Here is a 24,216-nt window from a genome sequence, read left to right as displayed (position 1 = left end):
ACGGATATTGATCGGGTCAGACATGAATAAATCAGCAGGCGTACTGTTAGGAATCGTCGTCGCGGTAGGTGCCATCAGTGTCGGCGGCGCCTGGTACACCGGCACCAAGCTGGAAGGCGTTGTGCAGCAGCAGATCGTCGAGAGCAACAAAGAGTTGCAGGCGGCGCTGATCGGTTATGACGCCACCGCGACCATCGAACTGGTGTCCCTGGAGCGTGGCCTGTTCAGCAGCACCGCTCACTATCGCCTCAAGGGCCAGGGTGATGTGTTCCAAGGCGATCTGGAATTGCTGGTCACCGATCACATCGAGCACGGCCCACTGCCTTTCTCCCGCCTGGTGCGCCTGAAGTGGCTGCCGGTCATGGCTACCAGCCATTACGAACTGGAGAAGAGCCCGCAGACCGACAAATGGTTTGCCGCCACCAAAGGTGTGGCTCCGTTCAAGGGCGTGGTCAATGTCGGCTACGACCTGTCCGCCGAGGGCACCCTGGATTTCGCTCCGATGGAACTGGCCCTGGATGAGCAGAGCAGCCTGAAGTTCTCCGGCCTGAACTCCACCTTCAGCGTCAGCGACAACCGCCAGAAAGCCAAGGTCGACGGCTACATGGACAGCCTGAGCCTCTCGCTCAGCTCGCCGGACAAGGCCCCGGGCAAGCTGGAAATCAGCGGCTTGACCCTGGCCAGCAACCTGAAAAAGAGCAGCTTCGGCTACTACATGGGCCAGAACACCCTGGAGCTCACCAGCACCAAGGCCACCTTCGGTGACAAGCAATCGGTGCTGACCCTGAAGAACTTCGAACAGAAGACCTTCAGCGAAGAAACCGGCAGCACAGTGGCGGGTCGCGCGGATTACCGAGTGGGCGAAATCGCCTTCGACGGCAAGACCGTGGGTTCGGCCGAGATGCTCTGGAGCATGAAGAACCTCGACAGCCAGGGCATGCTCGATCTGGTCCAGGTCTACCAGACCGTGCTGCAGCCGTATCAGAAGGCGGCCACCGAGGCCACTGCCGAGGGCGAACCGGCTCCGGAACTGCAAATGTCCGACGCCGAGCAGGTCAAGGTACGTGCCGCGGTGAACAAGGTCCTGGAAGCCAAACCACAGATCGCCCTTGAAAGCCTGGCCTTCAAGACCGCCGGTGGTGAAAGCCGTTTCAGCCTGAGCCTGGATCTGGCCAAGCCGCAGAGCCTGGAGCTGCCGCCGGCTGAGCTGGGCAAGCAACTGATCAGTCAGCTGGACGCCAAACTGTCGCTGTCCAAGCCGATGGTGGCGGACGTGGCTGCCTTGCAGGCCCAGGCCGAAGGCCAGACTGATGCCAAGCAGATCGCCGAGCAAAGCGCCGCTACCGCGGAAATGCTCAGCGCCATGGCTCTGGCCACTCAGTTGGCCAAGCTGGAAGGCAATGCGGTGGTGTCGTCGCTGCACTACGCCAATAACGAAGTGAATTTCAACGGCCAGAAGATGACCGTCGAGCAGTTCGTTGGTTTTGTCATGAGCAAAATGGGTGGCGCTGGCGCTCTGCAGTAAGCCCTAGGTGAGGGCGTCTTTGGCGTCCTCCGACCGTAAAGCTCAACGCCCGGCGCTGTTCGACAGCCCGGGCGTTTTGCTGTCTGGAGAGTGGTTGTCATGCGGTGTTTGCGCCTCAGTCCTGAGGATGTACGGCAGGCGTCGCTGATGGTTGAGCTGCCGCCAAGGGCGATTCATTGATACTCGCGGGGAGTGGGATATTCCTGTTCTTGCGGAATCAGGCGGTGGGCGCCGTCCAAATCACCTTGCTGGATGAGCCGATGAATCGAGTGCGCCAGGGGCGTGACATCGGTGATGCGCTTGATCCACTGGTTCACGTACAGCTGCACGGCCTCCTTGCTCAGGCCGATCTGGATCGCTCGGTGTTCCTGTGGCCGCAAGTACAGATCCCGTTCCGGGTCCCATTGAATGCGCACCGGTGACTGGTCTTTCAACTTCAACCACTCTTCCTTGCTCATGGACTCGTCGGCATGGCTCAGGCAGCCGTTCGCCAGTGCCCATTCGAAGCCTTCGCGGCTGATGTCGATGGCCAGGATGCGCGCTTGTCCGGCGTCCTTAAAACCCCAGCCGGCGCGGTACATCATCCACAGGAAGGACGGCTTTATCCAGGTCATGCGCTCCATCTTGAACGGTGGGGAAACGAAGGTGCCGTGGGCCAGGGCGGCGTCGGCGATGCTCTCGGAGTAGGCCTGGTAGACGCGGATGGTGGTGTCGTCGTAGAGCGCGCGGATCTGGCGCTGGGGGAGTTCTGTTGGGGGTTTATGCATGGCATTTCCTTATGAAAAGCGGGCGGCCGGGAAGCCGCCCTGGGGTGTTTAAAGTTCGGCCTGCGGTTGCAGGCGCCGTGATGTCACATCCAGCAGATCACAGCCATCGCGCAGCAGGATGCTGCACACCAGGGTCAGTTCCTGCAAAACCACCGGTTCACTGCGCAGAGTATCGGCGGCGAAGTTCTCCAGCAGTTGGGCGGCGGCGCGGATGCGAAAGGCTGCGGCGTCGTGCAGCACATCGATGGGCGCCTGGGTGTCGATCAGCAGGGAAGGAATCAGGCAGTCGTGGCCGGTTATCGGCATGTAGCGGTTCATTGGCACATCTCGTTTGATTGGTAGAAAGCTACCGTTTAATCGTCGCCAAACGAATGGGTGGCAGCTGTACGCAGGTTGGCGAGCCGGCAACGAGAAACCGGCAGACCCGAAGGTCTCCCGCGCACAGCTGCCATAAAGCAGCGTTGCGGGTGCAAAAGAGCCTGCAAACAAGCAAACAGCTTTCGCATTCGTTATTCCGGTCGCCAAACCAGGTCGCCATATGGGCGACGGCCGGACTATAAGCCGCGGGCTTGCGACGGTGCAAGGCAAGTGTGGTGGCGTCTTTTCCGAGAACGTTGTAGGGCTTTTTTCGTACACATCCATCCCGCTTGCGACTGTATTTCCAGGTGTTTACCCAGGGCGCTTTTGGCTACCGGTCGGCTAGCCTGTATGTACATTTGTAAATACGAAAGTGCTCATGTACTTTGAATGGGACGAGGCCAAGAATCACGCCAACCTCCTCAAGCACGGCATCGATTTCAACGATGCCGTGCTGATGTTCCAGCGCCCGGTGCTGTCCTTGCGCGATGAGCGCCTGGATTATGGCGAGGAACGCTGGATCAGCCTTGGTTGGATCAGGACCCTGGTGGGCGTGGTGGTCCATACCGAGCGGCGGGGTCATGCGGTGCGCATCATCTCGGCGCGTAAAGCCACTAAACGGGAGGCTAAATACTATGTCCAACGGATCGAAAACTGACGGATCGAAAACTGACTGGGATCGCCTGGCGAAAACCGATGACCAGAGCATCGATACTTCAGATATCCCCGAGCTGGATGACGATTTCTTTCGCCGAGCTGAGGTGCATCTGCCGGGCAAGAAGGCCGTGACCATCCGCCTGGACGCCGATGTGCTGGAATGGTTCAAGGGCCAGGGCGCGGGTTACCAGACGCGGATCAACCAATTGCTGCGCCAGTACATGCAGGCCCACCAGGGCTGAGGTCTGCGCATCATTTCAGGAGGCGGGCGGGTGGCCCGCCGCCCTTTCTGGCCGGCGGTGGATTGTGCTCGCTATTGCGATTTCTGTCTGAAATATTCATTTACAATTACCCCATCCTCAAGCTCAATCTCTCCCGCGCCGCGCACAAAGCGGCGCGCTCTTTGGTGCAGGCTATAGTCTTGTGGCCCCCTCGATCTCATCCGCAAAAAGGTGCTTTCGTATGTCTCGCTTTGCCTCCCGCAATACTTGGCTGGCCGCTGGTGCCGTGCTGCTGTGCCTGCAGTTTCCCGTGCAGGCCCAGGAGCGTTTCACCCTGAATATCCCTGGGGTCTCGGATGACCGGCTGTTCACCACCGGCAACGCCAGTGATGCCAAAGGCTGTGGCGGGCACAACAACTCTCCGGCCTTGAACTGGACCGCGGGCCCCAGCGGGACCTTGAGCTATGCCATCGTCATGCACGATCCGGACGGCGCCAAGGGCCAGGGTGTGGATCACTGGGTGCACTACGGCATCAAGCCCACCACTCGGCAGATTCCGGCCGGCGCCGGCACCAAGCCGAATCTGGAAGGGCTGGCCGGGCTCAACAGCCGTAACGGCACCGCCTACATGGGCCCATGCCCGCCAGTGGGCGACAGCGCGCACCATTACATCATCCAGATCTATGCCCTGGACCTGGCGCCGGAAGCCCTGCCTGCCGGGCTGAGCCGGGCCCAGTTGCTGGAGAAGATCAACGGCCACGTGTTGCGTAACAGCAGTGTGGTACGCCGCTACTCCCGTTGAGTGAAATTTTTTTGGGGGCTTAACCCGAATCGCCAAGGGGCTTCGTCTGAAGGGGGGAATGGATCATTTCTTTCCGAGGTCAGCCCCCATGTCCCTTCCTCTGCATTTTCTTCGTCCGGCCGCCCAGGGTTTCGCCGCCGGCCTGTTGCTGGCGGTTGCCGGCTGCGGTGTATCGTCCAAGCCTGAATCCGCCGCAGGGGCTTCGACCCAGGGGGCGCTGCAGGCTGAGCCCGAAGTGCAGTACGAGGCGCAGCACGCCGATGCCGCCATGGCCAAGCGCGTTGCGCATCCCATGAGGTTGTCGGCACCGATGCCGGCGCCCATCGCCGCCGGTGATTCGATCATGGCCGGCTACCGTGACGAGGCCCGTGAGCAGTATCAGAAACTGCCGGACAATCCGATCCACAGCGTTGCCCAAGCACCGGTCTCGACCTTCAGCGCCGACGTCGATACCGGCGCCTATGCCAACGTCCGCCGTTTGCTCAACCAGGGCAGCCTGCCGCCGGAAGGCGCGGTGCGCCTGGAGGAGTTGGTCAATTACTTCCCCTACGATTACGCCCTGCCCAGCGACGGCTCGCCCTTCGGCGTGACCACCGAGCTGGCGCCCTCGCCGTGGAACCCCCACACCCGCTTGCTGCGCATCGGCATCAAGGCTTCGGACCGCGCGGTGGCAGAGTTGGCCCCGGCCAATCTGGTGTTCCTGGTGGATGTCTCCGGCTCCATGGATCGCCGCGAAGGCCTGCCCCTGGTGAAAAGCACCCTCAAGCTGCTGGTGGATCAACTGCGGGATCAGGATCGGGTGTCGCTGGTGGTCTACGCCGGTGAATCGCGGGTGGTGCTGGAGCCCACTTCCGGACGTGACAAAGCGAAGATTCGCACCGCCATCGACCAGCTCACCGCGGGTGGTTCCACGGCGGGCGCCTCGGGTATCCAGCTGGCCTATCAGATGGCCCAGCAGGGTTTTATCCACAAGGGCATCAACCGCATCCTGCTGGCCACCGACGGCGACTTCAACGTCGGCGTCAGCGACTTCGACAGCCTCAAGGCCATGGCCGCCGAGAAGCGCAAGAGCGGCGTATCCCTGACCACCCTGGGTTTCGGTGTGGATAACTACAACGAGCACCTGATGGAGCAACTGGCCGATGCCGGTGACGGCAACTACGCCTACATCGACAACCTGCGCGAAGCGCGCAAGGTGCTGGTGGACCAGCTCAGCTCGACCCTGGCAGTGGTGGCCAAGGACGTGAAACTGCAAGTGGAGTTCAACCCGGCCCAGGTCAGCGAGTACCGCCTGCTGGGGTATGAGAACCGTGCCCTCAAGCGTGAAGACTTCAGCAACGACAAGGTCGACGCCGGGGAAATCGGCGCCGGGCATACGGTTACCGCGCTGTATGAAATCGTCCCAGCGGGCGAGAAGGGCTGGTTGGAGCCGCTGCGTTATACCCAGGCCAAGGCGCCGGAACAGAGTGGCAGGAATGGCGAACTGGCGATGCTGCGGGTGCGCTACAAGGCGCCGGAAGGTGGCAGCAGCCGCTTGATCGAACGGCCGATCAGCGCGCAGCAGCCGGCTAAACTGGCTGAGGCCAGCCCGGACCTGCGCTTCGCCGCTGCGGTGGCGGCGTTTTCCCAGCAACTCAAGGACGGCCGCTACACCGGCAACTTCAGCCTGACCGACACCGCCAAGCTGGCCCGTGGCGCCAAGGGCGACGATCCTTACGGGCTGCGGGGCGAGTTCGTGCAACTGGTGGAACTGGCGCAAAGTCTGCAAACTCAGGCGCCGAAAACCCAGACTGGGAATGCCGCCCAGGTCGAGGCTCAGCCGGTGGACATGAGCCAAGTGCAGAGCCGCCTTGAATAGACCCATAACGAGCAGTGAACAGGAGTTCATCCGCCCTATGTCTGCTCCCCAAGTGTCCACCGATGCCAGCAGCGATGAAGCGCTGCTGGCGCGTTATCGCGCCGGAGAGCCTGCGGCCTTCGAGGTGCTGTACCAGCGCCATCGCCAGGGCCTGTATCGCTTCGTACTGGGCCTGTGCAATAAGGCCGAGCTGGCGGAGGAGATCTACCAGGAAACCTGGCTCAGCCTGATCCGCAGTGCCAGCCAGCCCCAGGGCCGGGCCAGCTTTCGTACCTGGCTGTATCAGATCGCGCGCAACCGGCTGATCGATCACTGGCGCAAGCACGGCCAGCGCAACCCGCTGCACGACAGCTACGACGAACAACTGCATGGCGAAACCGACCACGCTCCCGGTCCCGAACAGCAACTGAGCCTGTGCCGCGACCAGCAACGTATCGAAGCCGCCCTGCAGGATTTGCCCGAAGACCAGCGCGAGGTGTTCCTGCTGCGGGCCCACGGCGACCTGGAACTGCCAGAGATCGCCAGCCTGACCCAAACGCCGCTGGAAACGGTGAAAAGCCGTTTCCGCTATGCGCTGAAAAAATTGCGTCGGCTCCTGGCCGAGGAGGTACTCACATGACTGACGCCCGACAGACCCCATCAGCCGAAGAGCAGATGCTGGCGCATATTCGCGAACACAGTGCCCAAGAACCGCCGGCGCATCTGGACGCCATGATCCTGGCCACCGCGCGCCGCGAAGCCCCCGCGCCCAAACCCAGTCTCTGGCAGCGCTGGGTGCGGGCCTGCCAACGGCCGCGCTATCAACTGGCCTTTGCCAGCCTGTTTGGCGTGGCGCTGGTCATCGGTTTGCTGCGGCCTTCTCCGCAGCACTATCCACAGGAGCAGGCCTTTGTCCCCGAGCCCGCTCCAGCTCCTGCTGCGCCCATGGCGCGCCTGGCTGCGCATTCCACCGAGCTGGCCGGGGCCTTGAGTGCCCCGGCGCCTGCCGCCCCTGCGCCCATGGATCCTGCGGCCCCTGTCGGCAGTTTTACCGCGGCGCCACAGATGGAAGCGTCCAGCGACCAAGCGCCTCCTGCGATGGCCAAGCCCAGGGCCGAGTCGAGCAAGATGGCCAAGCGCATGTCGGCCGCGGTCGAGCCCCGGACGATCCAGCGATTGGATGAGCAGCTGCAGACGGTATTGCGTCTGTGGGATGACGGCCAGAGCCGTGAGGCGGCCGAGCTGCTGCTCCAACTGCATGAAAAGTATCCACAGGAGGATCTGGACGCACGCCTGCAAGCCTTGCGTCGTCAATAAAGTGCGGGGGTTGGCTGTCGTCATGGAAAGCGCGCACTATCTGCCCAGTTTCCAGAAAGTGAGAGGCCGGTCATGGCACCCCGCATCGACCGTATAGCGGCAATGTTGAACTGCCCGATCAAGGGCGCGGATATCCGTCAGGCCATCAAGGAAAGTCGCAAGGACTTCGGCCTTGAAGAGGCTGAAGAGGGCGACGATCTAGAGGCGCCGGACGATGCCGAGCCATTGGAGCAAGATGCTGCAGCCGCCGAGGATGAATGATCCCGGCGGCCGCCGGGTTCAGCTGTAGGGCAAGGCGGGCAGGTCGATGAACTCGGCGCAGGCACCGTCCGCGGTCATGCGCCGGGCCCGTTCCGGCAGCAACCGGGCGTGGTTTTCCACTTGCCAGCGATACCAGCTCAGGCGTTGGACGATGCGCCGCCGGCAAGGCTCCGGCAACTGCGCCAGCAGATCACTGCTGTCGGGCGCCCAGCGGGTCCGGGTCGAGTAATAGCCGAACAGGTTTTCCCGCAGGCCGAAGCAATCCTCGATGGTTTCCACGACGCTGTACACGTAGAGCTCGAAGGCGCTGCTCAGCTGTTGTGCGCCGTCGGCGTGGTCCCGCAGGTAAGCGAAAATCCCCGGCCAGTTGATGCAGTACAGGTGCTCGTCCCAATCGCCGTCCCGAGTCAGGTACGGGCCCTGGCCGCGAAAAAATTGGGGTATCTCCTGACGCTCCAGGGCCTCTTCAAAGTTGCTTTTCATCTGCTGTTCCCTTGACGTCAGTGATGCTCACGGACAGCGCCACGCATTCGATCACGCAGTCCAAACCGATTTCCAGGCGCAGGTGATAACCGGGGTTGAGGCGGGTGAGTTGGGTGCGCATGCCCCCGTCGAACCGGCTGCCACTGGCGGCCAGTTCGCTAATGCCCCGGACGTTGAGCTGCAAGCTGCAATGGGTTGGGGCCTGGCTCGCCGGCCAGTTGCCAGGTACGGACAGCCGCCCCAGGGCTCCGGACAGGCGCAGGCTCAGTTGCTCGCCTTGAAACACTGGGCCTGGGGTATTCAGGTCATAGGGTGTGGCCGCCTCATTGAAGACCGCTCTCCAGGCCTCGCTGTTGTCGATGCTGAACAGCCAGTCACGGGGGCCCCGGTCCCGAGCGGGGATCGCCCGGCACTCTGCCAGTGAAGGTAACTGCGCGCGGGTCAGGTCTTCGTACCACAGCTCCCGGGCCGCGATCAGCAGACGCTGGAAGAAGTCCCGACTGTCGTCGAGCACCCCCGGCCAACTGCTGGGCCATTGATCGTCCTCGTAGTCATCCTCGCTGGGCTCCCAGACCTGTTCGAAGTCGTAGTCCGGATCATCCAGGGCCGCTTGCAGGACCTCTACCAGCAGTTGTCGATGACGGAAATTTTCCTGGGGGTAGTCCCGCGCCAGCACGTAATGGCGGATCAGGTATTCACGGTCTTCGGGATCATTGGGGTTGTAGCGGCTCAGTTCGGCATTGAGTGCCGCAGGCATGTCATAGCCCATGAAGCAGGTGACCCAATGACGTACTGCTGGCTCGAAGGGTGGGTTGAACGGCGGATGGTGCAGCATGGGGACCTCCTGTCCGGGGGGCTGCGAATGTAGCAAGTCGCGCCCCACCGGGACAGCCTCCAATTGCGAGGTGACGTCCTGGATCAGGTGGTTAATGAGGCTTCTGCCGGCAACGCCGGTACAACGGAAACAAAAAAGCCCCAGGTCATCAGACCTGGGGCTTTCTCGTTAAAGCTGGTGCACCCGGCGGGATTCGAACCCACGACCCCTGCCTTCGGAGGGCAGTACTCTATCCAGCTGAGCTACGGATGCAGTGCGGGCGACATCATACCTATGTCGACTCGAGGCGTCCACGCCGGCTTGCATCCCTTTTCCATGGCCCTGTGCAATCCCCGGAAACCCGGGCCGTAGCGGCAGTTTTTCCCGCTGCATCGGCCGTTCGGCCCAGCGCACCCTGCAGCCATATCCGTGCAGTCACGGGGCACAGGGAGGTGCGGGAGATGAATTGTTCCATGCAAGACGGTCTGCAGGCAGCGCTGGCGGACCATCTGTTTGAGGAGAGCTGGAAGGCGGTGCTCCCCGGGTTGCAGCGCCGCGCCCGGAAGCTGGCGCGGGGCAATGCCGATGGCGCCCAGGAGTGGCTGGCGGCCACGGCGATCAAGGCGCTGCTGTTCTTTCGCCGTTCGCCGGAGCGGATTCGCGACCCTCAGGGTTTTCTGTTCCTGATCCTCGATCATGTGTTTGTCGACAGTTGCCGCCGACGGGCTCGGGAGCAGCGCCTATTTGTGGATTTCGCCGATTTCGAAGAGGACCCTCTGCAGCAGTTGGAGGCCCCGCAGATGTCGGTGCTGGAGCAGGTGGAGTTGCTGGAAACCCTGGCCCTGTTGAGTCGACGGGTGGCGCAATTGCCCCTCAAGAAGCGCCGACTGTTTGAACTGAAGTTTGTCGACGATCTGCCCTATCCACACATTGCCGCCGAGCTGGGAATGAACCAGCCCTTGGCGCGCAAGCATGTGCAGCTGTTACGGGCGGCGTTGCGTTGAAGCATCCGCAAGATTCACAGCAGGCCCGCTGGGGCGTTCTTGTTCAGTGAGCCTGTTTTCGACGCTGTAGCCGGCGCCGCCGTCCCTGCGGTGGGCCATTCCATCTAAGGAGAGATGTATGCCAGATCCAATGGTCAACTCGCAGATCACCGATGCCGTCACCCAGACCAACGTCAAGGTGGTGGCCGAAGCCCCGGCCCAGGCCATCGCCTCGTTGTATCAGGTGGCCAGTCACTCGGCGGGCCTGTCGTTGCAGAACGCGGTCAACAGCCAGCAGGCGCTCAATCAGATTTCCAACGCGGTGGTGTCCAAGGCCGTGGCGCTGATCATGGCGATCGGCGAGTAGGGCTGATAGCCCGGGAGAATCGTCATGGCGTGGTTCAAGAAGAAAACCCCACCCGCAGCCGCGGCCGATGAATCCGCGAGCGCGGCTGCCGGGCCCGGTATGGCGGCTGAAACGGCCGCCTCTCAGGCGGCGAGTGAGCCTGCGTCGACGGGCACCGATTCGGCGCCCGACCCTGCGTCAGCACCGCCGCCCGCCGCTGCAGCGCAACCTTCGGTGATGGAGACGATGAACGCGCAGTTGCTGAAGCAGGCCGGCACGCCCAGCACCGACAGCACCGATGCCCTGAACAGTCAGATCGTCCAGGCGGTGCAGTTCACTAATGCCCAGACCTTCAGCTATGCCCCGGCGCAGATCGCGATAGCCCCCGACATGATGATCAGCCAGGCTGCCGGCCTGGTGGCGCAGTCGGCCGCGGGGTATTTCGACGGAGTCAGCAAGCTGGCCCTGGCAGCTCAGGCGGTGCTGCTCAAGCAGATGACCGAGAACATCGTCAAAGAGAACGTGAAAGGCGCCGCCGAGGATGCGCTCGGCGTCCTCGCCACCGATCTGATGGTGGGCGCGGCGGCCGCGGTGGCCGCCGCTGCGGGCGCCATGGAAGCCGAAGCTGCGAGTGTGGCCATCGACAAGATTGACGCGAGTATCGCCAAGTACAGCGCCACCCTGGCCAATCGACCGTCGTCATCCTGAACACGTCCCCCGGGCGCGCAAGGCGCTCGGGGGTGATGTGTCCGAGAGGCGTGTGTCCATGCGTCCTCTCTTGTCACCCCTGGCGTTGAAGTTCGACGGACACGGTGCCCAGCCCTTCAACGTCATTCATCAATAAGGAGCATGAAATGGCGAATGAAGACCCCAAGGCGGTAGCGACGATCCTCAGTTTTGCCGAAACCTATTTGAAGCGCCCGTTGACTGTTGTCGAACGCCAGGTGCTGGAGGCCTTTGTGCAGAACAAGTCGGTGGATCTGGTCCAGGCCTCGCAGAACAGCATTGATCAGGCCCGTCAGCGTGCCCTGGATGTGATTCAGGCGGACGAGCAACGCACCCGGCAGCTGATCGAGCAGTTGGCTGGACCCGCAGCCCCCGGTCCCGACAATCCCCAGACCCGCGACCTGCTGCTTCAGCAATTGCTTAGCGCGGCCGGCTCCCAGGCGCAGGTCCAGGCCGCGGCTTCTGCCCCTGCTCCGGCGTCACCGCCCCCGGCCCCGGCGGATGATCCGGCGCTCAAGGCATTGATCGGCACCCTGGTACAGCAGGAGGTGAAAGCCGCCATCGAAGCGCGAATGGCCGAGCTGGCGCAAAAGGTCGAGGACACCCTCAAGCAAGTGACTGCCGGCAGTGGGCAATAAGCCCCCCCTGAAATAAGCCGAGGGTCCCAGGCCCCACGGTTCACAGCAAAACGACTGCCGCGTTCACTCAATGACACGGAATGCTCCGTGTACTAACAAAGGAAGTTGAGCCATGCCACTTGTAAACGAACAAATCACCGATGCCGTCACCCAGACCAACGTCAAAGTCGTCGCCGAAGCGCCGGCCATGGCGATGGGCACCATCTACCAATCCATGGCCCAGGCCACCGCGATCCTGTTCCAGAACTCGGTCTCGGCGCAGCAGCAACAAAACACCCTGGCCCAGGCCGCGACCAACCAGGGCGTGATGCAGATCTACAGCGTCGACACCACCGCCGGCGCCGCCGCGACCGAGAAGGTTGCCCAGGGCGGGGTCTCCGACAACCTCACCAGCCTGCTGACAGTACTCAAGTCCTTCCAGGGCTGAGTGGCTGAAAGGCTGATCCCCCGTTGAACTTTCCTGCTAAAAAAATGGAGTTTTTATGAGCACAGTCAGTCCGCAAATCACCGATGCCGTCACCCAGACCAACGTCAAGGTCGTTGCCGAAGCACCGGCCATGGCGATGGGTACCGTCTACCAGTCCATGGGCCAATCCGTGGCCATCCTGTTCCAGAACTCGGTTTCGGCCCAGCAGCAGCAAAACACCCTGGCCCAGGCCGCGACCAACCAGGGCGTGATGCAGATCTACAGCGTCGACACCACTGCCGGTGCGTCGGCCACCGAAAAAGTCGCCCAGGGCGGCGTGGCCGACAACCTCACCAGTCTGCTGACGGTGCTCAAGTCGTTCAGTAGCTGATCCTTCCTCTGGCGTCACGCCAACGCCCCCGCGGTCTGCAGGCCCCGGGGGCGTTGTCTTTTGCCCGGCAGCATGGGAGGTTGATGCGGATTTTTTACCGCTAGGCGCCTTTACGTTCTTTTTTTCGAACAGCCTATTGTCCTTTACCCCCGTTGACCCTAGGATTCGTTTGAGATTTCAAACGCTCTTGCCTGGGTGCCCAAGCGCACGTCTATCCTTGTGTGCGACATTTTCGTGCTTTTACCCAGTGAACGATTTTCCTGACGGCAGCTTTGTCCAAGGCTTGCAGACGCGCCAGCGCGGTCCATGCCTGACAGGGCGCCTTTTTTACAATCACAATTCGCCCCGCGTATGCGCGGTGCTGTTAAGGAAGCCGACATGCAGCTCAAAGACGCCCAGTTGTTCCGCCAACAAGCCTTCATCGATGGAGCTTGGGTCGACGCGGACAACGGTCAGACGATCAAGGTCAACAACCCCGCTACCGGTGAAATCCTCGGTACCGTACCCAAGATGGGCGCCGCCGAAACCCGCCGCGCCATCGAAGCCGCCGACAAGGCCCTGCCGGCCTGGCGTGCCCTGACCGCCAAGGAGCGCGCCACCAAGCTGCGCCGCTGGTATGAATTGCTGATCGAAAACCAGGACGACCTGGGTCGCCTGATGACCCTGGAGCAGGGCAAGCCGCTGGCCGAAGCCAAGGGCGAAATCGCCTACGCCGCCTCCTTCATCGAATGGTTCGCCGAAGAAGCCAAGCGCATCTACGGTGACGTGATCCCTGGTCACCAGCCTGACAAGCGCCTGATCGTGATCAAGCAGCCGATCGGCGTGACCGCGGCCATCACCCCGTGGAACTTCCCGGCGGCGATGATCACCCGTAAAGCCGGCCCGGCCCTGGCCGCCGGTTGCACCATGGTCATCAAGCCCGCTTCGCAAACCCCGTTCTCGGCCCTGGCCCTGGTGGAACTGGCGCACCGCGCCGGGATTCCGAAAGGCGTGCTCAGCGTGGTTACCGGCAGTGCCGGCGACATCGGCGGCGAGCTGACCAGCAACCCGATCGTGCGCAAGCTGTCGTTCACCGGCTCCACCGAGATTGGTCGCCAACTGATGGCCGAATGCGCCAAGGACATCAAGAAAGTGTCCCTGGAACTGGGCGGTAACGCGCCGTTCATCGTGTTCGACGACGCCGATCTGGATAAGGCCGTCGAAGGCGCGATCATCTCCAAGTACCGCAACAACGGCCAGACCTGCGTCTGCGCCAACCGCCTGTACATCCAGGACTCGGTCTACGACGCCTTCGCCGAGAAGCTGAAAGTGGCCGTGGCCAAGCTGAAGATCGGTAACGGTCTGGAAGAAGGCACCACCACCGGCCCGCTGATCGATGAAAAAGCCGTGGCCAAGGTCCAGGAACACATCGCCGACGCCCTGAAAAAAGGCGCGACCCTGCTGGCCGGTGGCAAGTCCATGGAAGGCAATTTCTTCGAGCCGACCATTCTGGTCAACGTGCCCAAAGACGCTGCCGTGGCCAAGGAAGAAACCTTCGGCCCGCTGGCGCCGCTATTCCGCTTCAAAGACGAAGCTGAAGTCATCGCCATGTCCAACGACACCGAGTTCGGCCTGGCTTCGTACTTCTATGCCCGCGACCTGGGTCGTGTGTTCCGCGTGGCCGAGGCTCTGGAGTACGGCATGGTCGGGGTCAACACCGGCCTGATCTCCAACGAAGTGGCGCCGTTTGGCGGCATCAAGGCCTCGGGCCTGGGCCGTGAAGGCTCCAAGTACGGCATCGAGGACTACCTGGAAATCAAGTACCTCTGCCTGGGCATCTGATTTCGCTTCAAGCGCAGAGGGCACGAGAGCGCTGTCCCTTTGCGCCGCTGTAAAAAACGTAATTTTCAAGGTGGCCCGGGAAGGCTCCGGCAGTCGATCATCGCATGCTGTCGCAGGCGCTTCCCCGCCCCGCAACCCTTGAATCACACCGCTGTAGCAGCGGTGAATGAGGACACTATGAGCAAGACCAACGCATCCCTGATGAAACGCCGTGAAGCCGCTGTACCGCGCGGTGTTGGCCAGATTCACCCGATCTTCGCCGACAGCGCGAAGAACGCCACCGTCACCGACGTTGAAGGCCGCGAATTCATCGACTTCGCCGGCGGCATCGCCGTGCTGAACACCGGTCACGTACACCCGAAAATCATCGCCGCGGTGACCGAGCAGCTGAACAAGCTGACCCACACCTGCTTCCAGGTCCTGGCCTACGAGCCTTACGTGGAACTGTGCGAGAAAATCAACGCCAAGGTTCCAGGTGACTTCGCCAAGAAAACCCTGCTGGTGACCACCGGTTCCGAAGCCGTGGAAAACGCCGTGAAGATTGCCCGTGCCGCCACTGGCCGCGCCGGCGTGATCGCCTTCACCGGCGCCTACCACGGCCGCACCATGATGACCCTGGGCCTGACCGGCAAAGTCGTGCCGTACTCGGCCGGCATGGGCCTGATGCCAGGCGGCATCTTCCGCGCGCTGTACCCCAACGAACTGCATGGCGTGAGCATCGACGACTCCATCGCCAGCATCGAGCGCATCTTCAAGAACGACGCCGAGCCACGTGATATCGCTGCGATCATCATCGAGCCGGTACAAGGCGAAGGCGGCTTCTACGTCGCGCCCAAAGAGTTCATGAAGCGCCTGCGCGCCCTGTGCGACCAGCACGGCATCCTGCTGATCGCTGACGAAGTGCAGACTGGCGCCGGCCGTACCGGCACCTTCTTCGCCATGGAACAGATGGGCGTTGCCGCCGACCTGACCACCTTCGCCAAATCCATCGCTGGCGGCTTCCCGCTGGCCGGTGTCTGCGGCAAGGCCGAATACATGGACGCCATCGCTCCAGGCGGCCTGGGCGGTACCTACGCCGGTAGCCCGATCGCTTGTGCAGCCGCTCTGGCGGTGATGGAAGTGTTCGAAGAAGAGCACCTGCTGGACCGCTGCAAGGCCGTGGGCGAGCGCCTGGTCAGCGGCTTGAAAGCCATCCAGGCCAAGTACCCGGTGATCGGTGAAGTGCGTGCCCTGGGCGCGATGATCGCGGTCGAGCTGTTCGAGAACGGCGACAGCCACAAGCCGAACGCCGCTGCTGTGGCGCAGGTCGTGGCCAAGGCTCGCGACAAGGGTCTGATCCTGCTGTCGTGCGGCACCTACGGCAACGTACTGCGGGTTCTGGTTCCACTGACCTCGCCGGACGAGCAGTTGGACAAAGGCCTGGCCATCATCGAAGAGTGCTTCGCTGAACTCTGAGTTGACGGTGTTGTGACCTGATCGACAAAAAAACCCGCTTCGGCGGGTTTTTTTCATCCCCAGGCGGTCCATAGGGGATTTGCGCTGTATGGAAGCCCGCGCATTGACTAAGGTGCAAAGGATTGCCTAGGGAGCGTGCTGCATGACCGCTGTTGATTTACCCGCTGTACCTCGTGTGCTGATTGCCGAGGCCGATCCCTGGTCCCGCGATTTGCTCAAGCAAGTGCTACTCAACGTTCGCTGTGACGCACGCCTGGATCTGTGTGCCGACGGTCAGGAAGCCCTGGAACTGTTGAGTGCCAAACCCTATGACCTGATCATTGCCGACTGGGAGTTGCCGGGCATCGACGGTCTCGCCTTGCTGCGCTCCGTGCGCCAGCGCAAGCGCAACCCATTGCAGCCATTCATTTTGCTCAGCGTGCGCAGCGACAGTGCCAGCGTGCGCGAGGCCTTGCCTCTGGCGCCCACTGCCTACCTGACCAAACCCTTGAACATGGAAGGCCTGACCCAGCGTCTGCAGGGGCTGCTGCTGGATGCTGGCCAGGAGGTTTCCTGCGAGGTGCCGACCCTGGCCCCGGGCATGACCCTGTGGACCTTTCTTGAACGCCGTCGCGAGATCGCCGACGGCGCCCCGTTGCTGACCGATGTGCAATTGGCGGTCAAGCGCAGCCTCAACCCCGACGGGCTGGACCTCAAGCTGCTGGAGGAGGAGATCCGCACCGACCCCCAAATCACTGCCGTGCTGATCTGCGCCGCCAACAGTGCCGCGCAACACAACGGTGAAGGCGTACAGACCCTGTCCCAGGCCCTGCACCGGCTGGGTACCGGGCAGAGCATGAACCTGATTCTCGGCCTGGCCCTCAAGCGCAGCGCGCGCCTGAGCGATCCGGCCCTTGCGGACTATGCCGAGCGCTACTGGGAGCTGTCGCTGCACACGGCGGAATATGGTCGGACCCTGGCCCGCCTGTTGGACCTGGATCAGGAGCGTTGCTATTGCGCGGGCCTGTTGCACCGCCTGGGCGACCTGGCGTTGCTGCGCTGTCTGCAAGAGTGGCAGCAGGCCGGTGGCGAACTGGATGAGCAGGAAGAAATCGGTGATGCCCTGGAGCGCTTCGGTGCCGCCTATGGCTCGGCGCTGCGCACCCGCTGGCGCATGCCGCTGGAACTGCGTGAACTGATCGCCTCGATCTACCAGTTGGGCGGCGGCGTCTATTCCCGCGAAGCCCTGGTGATGAACCTGGCGGCGCAACTGGCACGGCTGACCGAACATGAAGGCGTGGAGGAGGTGGCTCGCAGCAAGACGGCGCGTCTGCTGAAAGTCGGCTTGCCTGAGCTTTCCCGCCTGCGCAAAGGCTGAACCGCCGCAGGAACCGGCTTGCCGACGAAGGGGCCTTCGAGCTTTGTGCAAGCCTCAGGAGTGCCTTCGCTGGCAACCCAGCTCCTACGGGATGGCGGTCAGCCGCTGACGATGCGGTTCTTGCCCTGACGCTTGGCTTCGTACATGGCCGTATCGGCGCGGGCGAACAGGCTGTCGAGGCTTTCGTCTTCCCGCCGCAGGCTGGTCAGGCCCTGGCTGACGGTGATGCTGAAGACCTGACCCTGATGGCTGAAGCTCTGGCGCTGAATCTCCCGCTGCAGGCGCTCGGCCACCTGGCGTGCCATGTCCGCGGCGCACCCTGGAAACACCGCAGCAAACTCTTCACCGCCGATGCGTCCGAACAGGTCGCCCCGACGCAGTGCTGCACGTCCGCTCTCGGCAATGCGCTGCAGAACGATGTCGCCTTCGGGATGGCCGTAGGTGTCGTTGACTACCTTGAAGTCATCGATATCCAGCAACAGGAAGGCCAGGGGCGAGCCCTGCAATCGGGCCTGTTCGAACTCGCGGTTGGCACACTCGAAGAAGTGTCGGCGATTGCTGCTCTGGGTCAGCACGTCAGTGGTGGCCAGGCGTTGCAGCTCGGCCTCCAGCTGTTTCTTGTCGGTGATGTCTTCGGCGATGCCCACCACGATCAGGCGCTGGCCGGGCTCGGCATTGCGGTTGATGAAGCACTTGTCGCTGAGCCAGCGCACCTGGCCTTCGGCGTCGATGATGCGGTACTCGCGATCTTCCACCGCGCCCTTTTCCAGCACTTGGGCCAGGCTGCGCTCGGCGTATTCGAGGTCATCGGGATAGATGCTGTTGCGCCATTGGTTGTAGTCCGCCAATAGCAGGCCTGCGGGGCGCCCGAAAATGCGCTCATAGGCCGGGCTGACATAGAGCACCTGGCGATGTTCCCAGTCATAGGCCCAGAGCACCGCGTTGACGCTGACCAGCAAGGAGCTGAACAGCTGCTCGCGCTCGGTCAGGCGAGCGACTTCGCCCTGTGCGTGCATCAGGGCCATTAGGGTTTGCGCGGCCTCGGGCCACTGGGGAAGCGAAGATGGAATGTGTGGGTTCTTATTGACCATCGGCACAGATCTCAAAGGGCGTGCCGCGCCAAGTTCGACAGCGGCTACAACCAAGCCCGCCTGGGTGGCGAAGTGTTGCTTGAGATAGGGGATCGGACGCTAAGTTCCCGGCCGTGACGGCGATACTGCGAGCGCCCGCCAGACGGTCGGAGCCGCCCCTCGCCAGCCTGTGGCGAGGGGCTTTGGCTTAGGCTGCGTTGGGGCGCAGGGAGTAGGTTTTCAGTTGATTGGCGAAGTCCCGCAGGGACTGGATACCGCTGGCCTCGGCCTCGTGGACCCAGTCCTTGATCGCCGCCAGCATGTCGTGGCCGTTGGCGCTGGTCTTGACCCAGATCTGTTGCAGGGCCAGGCGTTTCTCGTAGATCACTTTCAACGCCTGGCTGTGCTCCAGCATGTTCTGGATACGCAGGTGGTGACGGTCTTCCAGCAGGCTGGTTTCCCGGGACAGCAGGCGCTTGGCACGGTGGAACTGGTGGCGTACCGAGTGATCGACCTTGGCCAGCTCCTGCTTCACCAGCGGGCCGATCACCAGCTTGCGGTACTGGGCCATGATCTGGAACCGGTTGTTGAGGATGGCCATGGCGGTGTCCATGTCCAGGTGCCCCTTGCCTTCGACCCGGTGGGCGATGGGGGCCACGCGCTGGACCTTGGCCAGCCCCAGCAGGCTGAACAGCTTGATCCAGGCCCAGCCCATGTCGAACTCCCACTTCTTCACCGAGAGCTTGGCCGAGTTGGGATAGGTGTGATGGTTGTTATGCAGTTCTTCGCCGCCGACGATGATGCCCCAGGGCACCAGGTTGGTGGCGGCGTCGCGGCATTCGAAGTTGCGGTAGCCGACGGCGTGGCCCAGGCCGTTGATCACGCCGGCGGCCCAGAACGGAATCCACATCATCTGAATCGCCCAGATGGTGATGCCGATGGTGCCGAACAGCAGCAGATCGATGACCGCCATCAGCGCGATACCGCCCAGCTTGTAGCGGCTGTACAGGTTGCGTTCGATCCAGTCTTCCGGGCAGTTCTTGCCGTAGATACGCAGGGTTTCCGGGTTCTTGGCTTCTTCGCGATACAGCTCCGCGCCCTTGCGCAGCACCGTGGACAGGCCTTTGATCACCGGGCTGTGGGGGTCGTCGACGGTCTCGCACTTGGCGTGGTGCTTGCGGTGGATGGCGGTCCACTCGCGAGTGTTCTGCGCCGTGGTCAGCCACAGCCAGAAGCGGAAGAAGTGTTTCAGGCCGGCGTTGAGTTCCAGGGAACGGTGCGCGGAATAGCGATGCAGATAGATCGTGACCGCAACGATGGTCACGTGAGTCATCAACAGGGTGACTGCCACCAGTTGCCAGGCGGACAAGCCAAGTAAACCTTCATACCACATAGGCGATAAGGCCCTCGATAAAGAAAAAAACAGCTCAGGCATTATCACTAAGCTCACTGAGAAAACCAGTCGCCCTTTCAGATAAGAGTGGCGGAATGTTTCTTCCTCTATAATCCCAAACTTTTCGTGTGGAAATAGACGGGCTTATGTCGGTTTCTTATCGCAATGGTTTGCGTGCCGCGCTGCTTTACCTGCTGCTGTCATTGGTGTGGCTGCAGTTCAGTGGTTATTTATTGAGCAGTTTCTTCGATGAATTCGCTGACCAGGCCCACTGGCAGATGATCAGTGGTTACGTCTGGGCGGTGGTCAGCGCGGTGCTGATCTTCTTTGCCCGGGCGCGTTTGCTGCGGGTGCTGGGAGCCGACCGCTGGCTGCGCCATCAGCAGAAGGACCGCGAACGCCTGCGTCAGGCCGCAGCGGTATTCGACTGCACCCGCGAGGGCGTGCTGGTGAGCGATACCCAAGGCCAGATCGTCCACGTCAATCGGGCCTTCATCGAGATCACCGGCTATCAGCGCGAAGAAGTGCTGGGTCGCCAGCCGAGCCTGTTCAAGTCCGGTCACCATTCGCCGGACTTCTACAAGGCGATGTTCGACTCGCTGCAGAAAACCGGCGAATGGAGTGGCGAAATCTGGAATCGGCGCAAGAGCGGTGAGATCTACCCGCAATGGCAGAGCATTCGCGCGATCCGCGACGAGCAAGGCGAGCTCACCCACTATGTCGCGGTGTTCTCCGACATCAGTGCCATCAAGGATTCCGAGCACGAACTGGCCCACCTGGCCCACCACGACCCCTTGACCGACCTGCCCAACCGCCTGCTGTTCACCGATCGCGCCGAACAGGCCCTGGCGTCGGCGCAGATCCACAAGCGCGGCTGCGCCATGCTGATGATCGACCTGGATCATTTCAAGATGATCAACGACAGCCTCGGCCACAACGTCGGCGACCAGTTGCTCAAGGCCGTGGCCGGGCGCCTGGGGGCCATGTTCGGCCCGGGCATGACCCTGGCGCGCCTGGGGGGCGACGAGTTCGCAGTGCTGGCGGAAAGCTGCCCGCAACTGGTGCAGGCCGCGGCCCTGGCCCAGCGCATCATCGACGGCCTCAAGGAGCCCTTCCAGCTGGGTGAACAGCAGGTGGTGATCAACGCCAGCATCGGCATCAGCCTGTTCCCCAGTGATGCCCTGAGCGCCAGTCAGTTGCTGCGCAACGCCGACGCGGCGCTGTTCAAGGCCAAGAGTGCCGGGCGCAACGGTTATGCCCTGTACACCGAAGAACTCACCGCCCATGCCCAGCAACGGGTGGAGATTGCCTTCGAACTGCGCCGGGCCCTGGAGCAGCAGGAGCTGCGGGTTTACTACCAGCCCGTGCACGATCTCAAGAGCAGCCGCCTGATCGGCGTCGAGGCCCTGGTGCGCTGGGAACATCCCGAACGCGGCCTGGTGTCGCCGGCGGAATTCATACCGATTGCCGAGCGCACCGGGATGATTGGCGAGATCGACGCCTGGGTCATGCAGCAGGCGTGTCGGCAGATGTGCCAGTGGCAGGCTGAGGGCGTGGTGCTGTCGTTTGTTGCAGTGAATGTCTCGACTCGTCTGTTCGCTCGCAGCGAGCTGTACCAGCAGGTGGCCCAGGTGCTGCACGACACGGGCCTGGATCCGGCCTACCTGGAACTGGAGGTCACCGAGAGTGCGGTCATGGACGATCCCGAAGTGGCACTGGAGCAGATGCACCGCCTGCGTGAACTGGGCATTCGCCTGGCTATCGACGACTTCGGTACGGGCTATTCCTCCTTGCTGCGGCTCAAGCGCCTGCCGGTGCAGAAACTCAAGATCGACCAGGGTTTTGTCGCCGGCCTGCCGTTCGATGAAGACGATGCGGCGATCTCCCGGGTGATCATCGCCCTGGCCCAGAGCATGGGCATGCAGGTTCACGCCGAGGGTATCGAGCAAGCGGAGCAGGCGCGGTTCCTGCTCGAACATGGCTGCGATCTGGGCCAGGGCTACTGGTTCGGAAGGCCGGTGCCCGCTGAACAACTGGTCTGGAGCAACGCTCCGCAGATCCGCTGATGGCCGCCCCTGTAGCCGTTGCGGCGACGGTTGCAGGGGGCTCTTGCGGCGTAAGCCCGTGTCCCGCCAAATAATTTCTTCTGGTTATATAAACATTCTTAAATAGTATTTTTAAGAATATCCGCGCCTATCTACTATTGCTCCCACGCCGCAAGCAGTGCCGCCACTGCCAGGCACATCTCACTCAGGAGCAGCACCATGAGCGCATCTCTACGTAGCGTTGACGGCCAGGACGAAGCAACCATCTTGCGGGAAATTCAAAGCGCCCTGCGCGACCTGCGTTTCGGTGCGGTGGAAATCACCGTGCACAACGCCCAGGTCGTGCAGATCGAACGCAAGGAAAAATTCCGTCTGCAGCAGCCCGGCAACAAACCCAGCTGAACGCCGCATCACCCTCTCGTGATCGAGAGGCCCGACTGGATAACCGGAGGGCGTCATCCATGACCCCCAGCCTGAACCCCAGCGTTCGCCCGCGAATGCGGGACTGATTCGCCATAAGAAAAATGCCAGCACATTAAAAAATTTCGGGAGCTCCATCATGTCGTCGATTCGCCGTTATGCCCTGGCCGCCCTCGCCAGTGCCGTTTTTGCCGGTTCCGCCGTTGCCAAGGATTACGAACTGCTCAACGTGTCCTACGACCCGACCCGCGAGCTGTACCAGGACTACAACGCCGAGTTCACCAGCTTCTGGAAGAAAGAGCATCCCGGCGACAACGTGAAGATCCAGCAATCCCACGGTGGTTCCGGCAAACAGGGCCGGGCGGTGATCGACGGCCTGCGCGCCGACGTGGTGACCCTGGCCCTGGCCGGTGACATCGATGAAATCGCCAAGCTCGGCAAGACCCTGCCGGCGGACTGGCAGAAACGCCTGCCCGACGCCAGCACCCCCTACACCTCGACCATCGTGTTCCTGGTGCGCAAGGGCAATCCCAAAGGCATCAAGGACTGGGGCGACCTGATCAAGAAAGACGTCTCGGTGATCACCCCGAACCCGAAAACCTCCGGCGGCGCCCGCTGGAACTTTCTTGCCGCCTGGGCCTACGGCCTGAAAGCCGGTGGCAGCGAAGCCAAGGCTCAGGAATACGTGAAGGAGCTGTTCAAGCACGTGCCTGTGCTGGATACCGGTGCTCGCGGCTCGACCATCACCTTCGTCAACAACGGTCAGGGCGATGTGCTGCTGGCCTGGGAAAACGAAGCCTTCCTGGCCCTCAAGGAAGACGGCGGCGCCGACAAGTTCGACATCGTCGTGCCTTCGCTGTCGATCCTTGCCGAGCCGCCGGTGGCGGTGGTGGACAAGAACGCCGAGAAGAAAGGCAACACCGAGATCGCCGAGGCCTACCTCAAGCACCTGTACAGCCCGGCCGGCCAGGAAATCGCCGCGAAGAACTTCTACCGTCCCCGGGACAAGGACGTAGCCGCCAAATATGCCCAGCAGTTCCCCAAACTGGACCTGGTGACTATCGACAAGGACTTCGGCGGCTGGAAAACTGCCCAACCGAAATTCTTCAATGACGGTGGTGTCTTCGACCAGATCTACACGGCCCAGTAAACCCGACCCTCCGTAGGAGCTGGCTTGCCAGCGAAGGCGTCCTGAAGGGCAATGCACGACTTGCAGGCCCTTTCGCCGGCAAGCCGGCTCCTACAAGGTAGAGCCCGCATTCAGTTGCGGGTTTTGCGTATCGGTTCCGCTAACCAAGGACTCTTATGTCGCGTCGTATCTCCCCCGTCATACCCGGCTTCGGGCTGACGCTGGGCTACACCTTGGTGTACCTCAGCCTGATTGTGCTCATCCCCCTGGCGGCGATGTTCGTACATGCCGCGCAACTCACCTGGGAACAGTTCTGGGCGATCATTTCGGCGCCACGGGTGCTCGCCGCGCTCAAGCTGAGCTTCGGTACCGCGCTGTATGCGGCCATCATCAACGGCATCATCGGTACCCTGCTGGCCTGGGTCCTGGTGCGTTACACCTTCCCCGGGCGCAAGATCATCGATGCCATGATCGACCTGCCATTCGCCCTGCCCACTGCCGTGGCGGGCATCGCCCTGACTGCGCTCTACGCGCCCACCGGCCTGGTGGGACAGTTCGCTACCGACCTGGGTTTCAAGATTGCCTACACGCCCCTGGGCATCACCCTGGCACTGACCTTCGTCACCCTGCCATTCGTGGTGCGCACGGTGCAGCCGGTGCTGGCGGACATTCCCCGTGAAGTGGAAGAGGCCGCCGCCTGCCTTGGGGCCAAGCCCTGGCAGGTGTTTCGCCATATCCTGGTGCCGGCCCTGCTGCCGGCCTGGCTCACCGGCTTTGCTCTGGCCTTCGCCCGGGGCGTCGGCGAGTACGGCTCGGTGATCTTCATCGCCGGCAACATGCCGATGAAGACCGAAATCCTGCCACTGCTGATCATGGTCAAGCTCGACCAGTACGATTACACCGGCGCCACTTCCATCGGCGTGCTGATGCTGGTGGTTTCCTTTGTCCTGTTGCTGCTGATCAACCTGCTGCAGCGGCGCATCGAACGACCCTAA

At 62.3% G+C, this 24,216-nt stretch carries 27 protein-coding genes and 1 tRNA gene; 21 read left to right on the top strand and 7 right to left on the bottom strand.

Going from position 1 to position 24,216, the window contains the following annotated elements; all coding sequences use genetic code 11:
• Positions 1–22: 22 nt before the first annotated feature.
• Positions 23–1,525, top strand: a complete 1,503-nt coding sequence (locus FW796_RS16655; protein WP_446439591.1) for a YdgA family protein — start codon at positions 23–25, stop codon at positions 1,523–1,525.
• Between the two features lie 173 nt (positions 1,526–1,698).
• Here FW796_RS16655 and FW796_RS16650 read toward each other — a convergent pair whose 3' ends face one another.
• Both FW796_RS16650 and FW796_RS16645 read right to left on the bottom strand, forming a co-directional pair.
• Positions 1,699–2,292 carry a DUF4291 domain-containing protein gene (locus FW796_RS16650; RefSeq protein WP_446439590.1) on the bottom strand — a complete coding sequence of 198 codons (594 nt, stop codon included), beginning with the start codon at positions 2,290–2,292 and terminating at the stop codon, positions 1,699–1,701.
• A gap of 48 nt (positions 2,293–2,340) precedes the next feature.
• Positions 2,341–2,610 (bottom strand): hypothetical protein, encoded by a 270-nt coding sequence (locus FW796_RS16645; RefSeq protein WP_446439589.1) that lies wholly within the window; start codon positions 2,608–2,610, stop codon positions 2,341–2,343.
• A 418-nt stretch (positions 2,611–3,028) separates the two neighbouring features.
• On the opposite strand from FW796_RS16645, the gene FW796_RS16640 reads away from it, so the two are divergent.
• The 7 genes from FW796_RS16640 (at position 3,029) to FW796_RS16610 (ending at position 7,744) form a co-directional block, all read left to right on the top strand.
• Positions 3,029–3,307: a BrnT family toxin gene (locus FW796_RS16640; RefSeq protein WP_346634031.1), complete on the top strand. Its 279-nt coding sequence runs from the start codon at positions 3,029–3,031 to the stop codon at positions 3,305–3,307.
• Positions 3,285–3,548: a BrnA antitoxin family protein gene (locus FW796_RS16635; RefSeq protein WP_404938017.1), complete on the top strand. Its 264-nt coding sequence runs from the start codon at positions 3,285–3,287 to the stop codon at positions 3,546–3,548. The genes FW796_RS16640 and FW796_RS16635 overlap by 23 nt, the downstream gene beginning before the upstream one ends.
• A 220-nt stretch (positions 3,549–3,768) precedes the next feature.
• Entirely contained in the window at positions 3,769–4,329 is a 561-nt protein-coding gene (locus FW796_RS16630) for a YbhB/YbcL family Raf kinase inhibitor-like protein (protein WP_446439588.1), read from the top strand.
• An 88-nt stretch (positions 4,330–4,417) separates the two neighbouring features.
• Positions 4,418–6,187: a vWA domain-containing protein gene (locus FW796_RS16625; protein WP_404938018.1), complete on the top strand. Its 1,770-nt coding sequence runs from the start codon at positions 4,418–4,420 to the stop codon at positions 6,185–6,187.
• A gap of 37 nt (positions 6,188–6,224) precedes the next feature.
• Entirely contained in the window at positions 6,225–6,806 is a 582-nt protein-coding gene (locus FW796_RS16620; RefSeq protein WP_346634035.1) for an RNA polymerase sigma factor, read from the top strand.
• On the top strand, positions 6,803–7,483 hold the full coding sequence (locus tag FW796_RS16615; protein ID WP_446439587.1) for a hypothetical protein: 681 nt from the start codon (positions 6,803–6,805) through the stop codon (positions 7,481–7,483). The genes FW796_RS16620 and FW796_RS16615 overlap by 4 nt, the downstream gene beginning before the upstream one ends.
• 72 nt (positions 7,484–7,555) lie before the next feature.
• Complete coding sequence (locus FW796_RS16610; protein ID WP_346634037.1) at positions 7,556–7,744, top strand: hypothetical protein; 189 nt, start codon at positions 7,556–7,558, stop codon at positions 7,742–7,744.
• Positions 7,745–7,762: 18 nt separating this feature from the next.
• Here FW796_RS16610 and FW796_RS16605 read toward each other — a convergent pair whose 3' ends face one another.
• From FW796_RS16605 to FW796_RS16595, 3 genes are all read right to left on the bottom strand, one after another.
• Entirely contained in the window at positions 7,763–8,227 is a 465-nt protein-coding gene (locus tag FW796_RS16605; protein ID WP_346634038.1) for a hypothetical protein, read from the bottom strand.
• Positions 8,211–9,062: a hypothetical protein gene (locus tag FW796_RS16600; RefSeq protein WP_446439586.1), complete on the bottom strand. Its 852-nt coding sequence runs from the start codon at positions 9,060–9,062 to the stop codon at positions 8,211–8,213. The genes FW796_RS16605 and FW796_RS16600 overlap by 17 nt, the downstream gene beginning before the upstream one ends.
• A 175-nt stretch (positions 9,063–9,237) precedes the next feature.
• A tRNA-Arg gene (locus tag FW796_RS16595) sits at positions 9,238–9,314 on the bottom strand.
• A 188-nt stretch (positions 9,315–9,502) separates the two neighbouring features.
• Between FW796_RS16595 and FW796_RS16590 the strand changes: the two genes are divergently transcribed.
• From FW796_RS16590 to FW796_RS16550, 9 genes are all read left to right on the top strand, one after another.
• Positions 9,503–10,045 (top strand): RNA polymerase sigma factor, encoded by a 543-nt coding sequence (locus tag FW796_RS16590; protein WP_346634040.1) that lies wholly within the window; start codon positions 9,503–9,505, stop codon positions 10,043–10,045.
• Between the two features lie 118 nt (positions 10,046–10,163).
• The gene (locus FW796_RS16585; protein ID WP_011058560.1) at positions 10,164–10,391 is read left to right on the top strand and encodes a RebB family R body protein; all 228 of its coding nucleotides are present in this window, start codon (positions 10,164–10,166) and stop codon (positions 10,389–10,391) included.
• 24 nt (positions 10,392–10,415) lie between these two features.
• Positions 10,416–11,078, top strand: a complete 663-nt coding sequence (locus FW796_RS16580) for a hypothetical protein (protein ID WP_346634041.1) — start codon at positions 10,416–10,418, stop codon at positions 11,076–11,078.
• Positions 11,079–11,224: 146 nt separating this feature from the next.
• Positions 11,225–11,734 carry a hypothetical protein gene (locus FW796_RS16575; RefSeq protein WP_346634042.1) on the top strand — a complete coding sequence of 170 codons (510 nt, stop codon included), beginning with the start codon at positions 11,225–11,227 and terminating at the stop codon, positions 11,732–11,734.
• 112 nt (positions 11,735–11,846) lie between these two features.
• Positions 11,847–12,161, top strand: coding sequence for a RebB family R body protein (locus tag FW796_RS16570; RefSeq protein ID WP_025128569.1), 315 nt, complete (start codon positions 11,847–11,849; stop codon positions 12,159–12,161).
• Between the two features lie 55 nt (positions 12,162–12,216).
• Positions 12,217–12,531 (top strand): RebB family R body protein, encoded by a 315-nt coding sequence (locus FW796_RS16565; RefSeq protein WP_092318458.1) that lies wholly within the window; start codon positions 12,217–12,219, stop codon positions 12,529–12,531.
• Between the two features lie 378 nt (positions 12,532–12,909).
• Positions 12,910–14,352 carry an NADP-dependent succinate-semialdehyde dehydrogenase gene (gene gabD / locus FW796_RS16560; RefSeq protein ID WP_102882696.1) on the top strand — a complete coding sequence of 481 codons (1,443 nt, stop codon included), beginning with the start codon at positions 12,910–12,912 and terminating at the stop codon, positions 14,350–14,352.
• A gap of 177 nt (positions 14,353–14,529) precedes the next feature.
• The gene (gene gabT / locus FW796_RS16555) at positions 14,530–15,807 is read left to right on the top strand and encodes a 4-aminobutyrate--2-oxoglutarate transaminase (RefSeq protein ID WP_346634043.1); all 1,278 of its coding nucleotides are present in this window, start codon (positions 14,530–14,532) and stop codon (positions 15,805–15,807) included.
• Positions 15,808–15,949: 142 nt separating this feature from the next.
• A complete protein-coding gene (locus FW796_RS16550; RefSeq protein WP_346634044.1) occupies positions 15,950–17,164 on the top strand; it encodes a response regulator in 1,215 nt (404 codons plus the stop codon).
• 98 nt (positions 17,165–17,262) lie between these two features.
• Here FW796_RS16550 and FW796_RS16545 read toward each other — a convergent pair whose 3' ends face one another.
• Together FW796_RS16545 and desA are read right to left on the bottom strand one after the other, a co-directional pair.
• On the bottom strand, positions 17,263–18,255 hold the full coding sequence (locus FW796_RS16545; RefSeq protein ID WP_346634045.1) for a GGDEF domain-containing protein: 993 nt from the start codon (positions 18,253–18,255) through the stop codon (positions 17,263–17,265).
• Between the two features lie 187 nt (positions 18,256–18,442).
• Positions 18,443–19,627: a delta-9 fatty acid desaturase DesA gene (desA, locus tag FW796_RS16540; protein WP_346634046.1), complete on the bottom strand. Its 1,185-nt coding sequence runs from the start codon at positions 19,625–19,627 to the stop codon at positions 18,443–18,445.
• 146 nt (positions 19,628–19,773) lie between these two features.
• Here desA and dibA point away from each other — a divergent pair, with 146 nt between their 5' ends.
• From dibA to cysT, 4 genes are all read left to right on the top strand, one after another.
• The gene (gene dibA, locus FW796_RS16535) at positions 19,774–21,693 is read left to right on the top strand and encodes a phosphodiesterase DibA (protein ID WP_346634047.1); all 1,920 of its coding nucleotides are present in this window, start codon (positions 19,774–19,776) and stop codon (positions 21,691–21,693) included.
• 198 nt (positions 21,694–21,891) lie between these two features.
• Positions 21,892–22,074, top strand: coding sequence for a sulfur starvation response protein OscA (gene oscA, locus FW796_RS16530; RefSeq protein WP_022643503.1), 183 nt, complete (start codon positions 21,892–21,894; stop codon positions 22,072–22,074).
• 157 nt (positions 22,075–22,231) lie between these two features.
• Positions 22,232–23,242 carry a sulfate ABC transporter substrate-binding protein gene (locus FW796_RS16525; RefSeq protein ID WP_346634048.1) on the top strand — a complete coding sequence of 337 codons (1,011 nt, stop codon included), beginning with the start codon at positions 22,232–22,234 and terminating at the stop codon, positions 23,240–23,242.
• 155 nt (positions 23,243–23,397) lie between these two features.
• Entirely contained in the window at positions 23,398–24,216 is an 819-nt protein-coding gene (cysT, locus tag FW796_RS16520; RefSeq protein WP_346634049.1) for a sulfate ABC transporter permease subunit CysT, read from the top strand.

The organism is Pseudomonas sp. 910_21, assembly GCF_052850735.1.
Note: the sequence above shows the minus strand (reverse complement) of the source record. Positions and strands in the feature narration are given on the sequence as shown.